Source organism: Rhodococcus sp. (in: high G+C Gram-positive bacteria) (assembly GCF_049286785.1).
GTDB lineage: Bacteria > Actinomycetota > Actinomycetes > Mycobacteriales > Mycobacteriaceae > Rhodococcus_F.
In genome coordinates this window covers 1-2,632 of record NZ_JBAQEO010000171.1, presented here as the reverse complement: position 1 = coordinate 2,632, position 2,632 = coordinate 1, and the positions used below count along the sequence as shown (strand labels likewise).

Genomic DNA, 2,632 nt, shown 5'->3' with positions numbered 1-2,632 from the left:
GGGAAGACCTTCGATGTCACAGCAGTTCGCCCGTCCCCTCGCGCGGACCGGGGGCGAACTTGGCGGGCAGCGACACCCACCCGTTCACGACGCCGATCGACCCGTACGGGACAGCGGACTCGTCGATCGTGAACTCCGGAATCCTCCGCAGCACCTCTTCCATGACTATTCGGAATTCGGCTCGGGCGAAGTTGGATCCGAGGCATCGGTGGATGCCGAGCCCGAACGACTGGTGCCGGTTGGGGCTTCGTTCGATGTCGACCTCGTCGGGATTGTCGAACACGGCCTCGTCGTAGTTCGCCGACGACCACGACATGAACAGCCGCTCGCCGGCCTGCACCTCTTGACCGCCGACGGTGCACTGCTTGGTTGCTGTTCGGGCAAGTCCGGGCACGGGTGAGAAGTAGCGGAGGAACTCCTCGGTGGCGGGTCGCAGAAGACTCGGGTCCTTGCGCAAACGCGCGTGTTCCTCGGGATTGCGGGTCAGCCATTCGAGAACGCTGCTGATGAGGCTGCCGGTCGTGTCGACACCCCCGAAAATCACGAGGGTGATCATCTGAATGATGCGCTCTTCTGTCAGCGGTTCACCGTTGATCTCCGCGTTGACGATGAGGGAGATGAGATCGTCCGTCGGCTCCGCCCGGCGTTCGGCCATCACCGTGGTTACCTGCCCGACGATCTCGAACATCCCGGCCATCGCAGCGTCGCTCTCGGGCGTTCCCGGGACCGCATGCACCAGCGAGTGGGTGACGTCGGAGAACTTCTGCCAGTCGTCCTTCGGGAGCCCGAGCAGTTGGAGGGTGAAAATGGCCGGAACCGGTGAGGTGAGATCTTTGACGAAATCGCAGGAACCCGACTCGATCACCCGGTCGATGCAGAAGGTGGTGATCTCCCGCAGATACGGCTCCCACTTCTTCACCGCGGCAGGAGTGAACCGCTCGTTCAGCAGTTTGCGGTAGTCGAAGAATTCCGGCGGGTCCATCTCGATCGGCACCTGCCGCAGCGGCCCGACCGGAATGGTGGCACCGACTTTCGAGCCGTCCGCGTACTCCTGGTACGACGAAAAGGTGTCGTCGTCCCGGGCGATGTCGGCGATATCATCGTACTTACTGACCACCCAGAATCCGTCATGGGCGGCGGTGTGGGCGACGGGGCACTTGGCCCGCAGATCGCGATTGATGTCGCGCCAATTCCGCGCATACGCTTCCGAATGGTGGTCGAACTGCACTTCGGTCATGGAACGGCTTCCTACTCGGTCGAATGATTCTGGGCACTATTACTTTTCGTTTCCCGTGAGCGAGATGGTGCGTTCAGGACAGTCCAGTTCCGCGCGCTGGGCGGCTTCTCGTCGATCCGACGGAACAATGTCGACCGCGGGCTGCGCGTGCCCGTCCTCTTCGCTGAGTTCGAACAGGTCCGGCGCGCCCAGCGCGCACAATGTGTGGCCTTGGCAGCGGGCCTGGTCCACGGCAATCCTCATGGGCTTCCCTTCTCGGGACGGGCGATTCGCGCTCGGTGATCTCTTACAGAGCTTTCCTAGTAAGCGATGTTGCTCAGATCACACACTATTATGGACTCGAAAGGTCCGCAAGTACCGATACCGGGCGACTCCAGGGCGGGCGGCAAGCCGCCATATGGTTGATTGGTAGAAGCCGGCGCACACGCCGTCACAGATCGAGGAGCGGTTCCATGAAGCCACCGACCACCGCGCCCGGGCGACCGCGCGATCCGGGCCTGAGCGGTCGAATTATGGCCGCCGCACTCGAAGAGTATGCGCGCACAGGATGGGGTTCGTTCACCATGCAGGGCGTCGCGCGACGGGCCGGCGTCGGAAAATCCGCCCTGTACCTGCGTTGGTCCACCAGGGAGCAGTTACTCGTCGACAGCATCGAGTCGGTAGCGCTCCCACTTGCCGCCGACCTCGACACCGGTTGCCTCCGATCCGACCTCACCGAAATGGCCGCCGGGTTGTTCCGATATTTCCTCGACCCGATCGGCTGGTCGACGCTCCGCATCGCCGTCGACGTCGCCGTCACCGTCGAGTTCGCCGAACTCGAACCCTTCCAGGAGCGGATCGTAGACGCTCTCGCATCGGGCGCGTTGGTCATGTTCACGAGAGCGGCGGAACGCGGGGAAATCAAGGCCGACGTACCGCTCCAACCGCTGCTCGAGACACTCTTCGGCTCGATTCTGGTACATGCGCTCGCCCTGCCACCGACAGAGCGGGACAACGCCCGCAACGACGTCGAGACTCACGTGACACCGCTCGTCGACGTGATCTTCCGGGCCGCCACATCCCGATAGCAGCCGACCCGGGCGTGTGAGGTATTGCACTTCACTAACTTCCTCAGCTAGCTTTGAGGTGCGTGCATGCGCACGCCCACATCACCGAACACGGCGCTGGCCGTGACTTCTCGACTGCATTCGGCAGTAACTTCACCGGTGAATCATTCGTATCGACACGACGGAGGACGTCAATGACCAGTCTCGAGGGCAAGGTCGCCCTGATCACCGGAGCGGCACGCGGACAAGGCCGTTCACACGCGCTACGGCTGGCCGGCGAAGGTGCCGACATCATCGCGATCGACATCTGCGCCGACATCGACACGATGGACTACCCCAACGCCTCTGC

At 62.8% G+C, this 2,632-nt stretch carries 3 protein-coding genes and 1 pseudogene; 2 read left to right on the top strand and 2 right to left on the bottom strand.

Annotation, left to right across the window (positions count from 1 at the left end):
* Positions 1-16 precede the first annotated feature (16 nt).
* On the bottom strand, positions 17-1,237 hold the full coding sequence (locus WAW17_RS06975) for a cytochrome P450 (RefSeq protein WP_422332270.1): 1,221 nt from the start codon (positions 1,235-1,237) through the stop codon (positions 17-19).
* 39 nt (positions 1,238-1,276) lie between these two features.
* Positions 1,277-1,480, bottom strand: coding sequence for a ferredoxin (locus WAW17_RS06970; RefSeq protein WP_422332269.1), 204 nt, complete (start codon positions 1,478-1,480; stop codon positions 1,277-1,279).
* Between the two features lie 209 nt (positions 1,481-1,689).
* Here WAW17_RS06970 and WAW17_RS06965 point away from each other — a divergent pair, with 209 nt between their 5' ends.
* Together WAW17_RS06965 and WAW17_RS06960 are read left to right on the top strand one after the other, a co-directional pair.
* Positions 1,690-2,304 carry a TetR/AcrR family transcriptional regulator gene (locus WAW17_RS06965; protein WP_422332268.1) on the top strand — a complete coding sequence of 205 codons (615 nt, stop codon included), beginning with the start codon at positions 1,690-1,692 and terminating at the stop codon, positions 2,302-2,304.
* 173 nt (positions 2,305-2,477) lie between these two features.
* Positions 2,478-2,632, top strand: a pseudogene (locus WAW17_RS06960) (SDR family mycofactocin-dependent oxidoreductase); the annotation flags it as partial.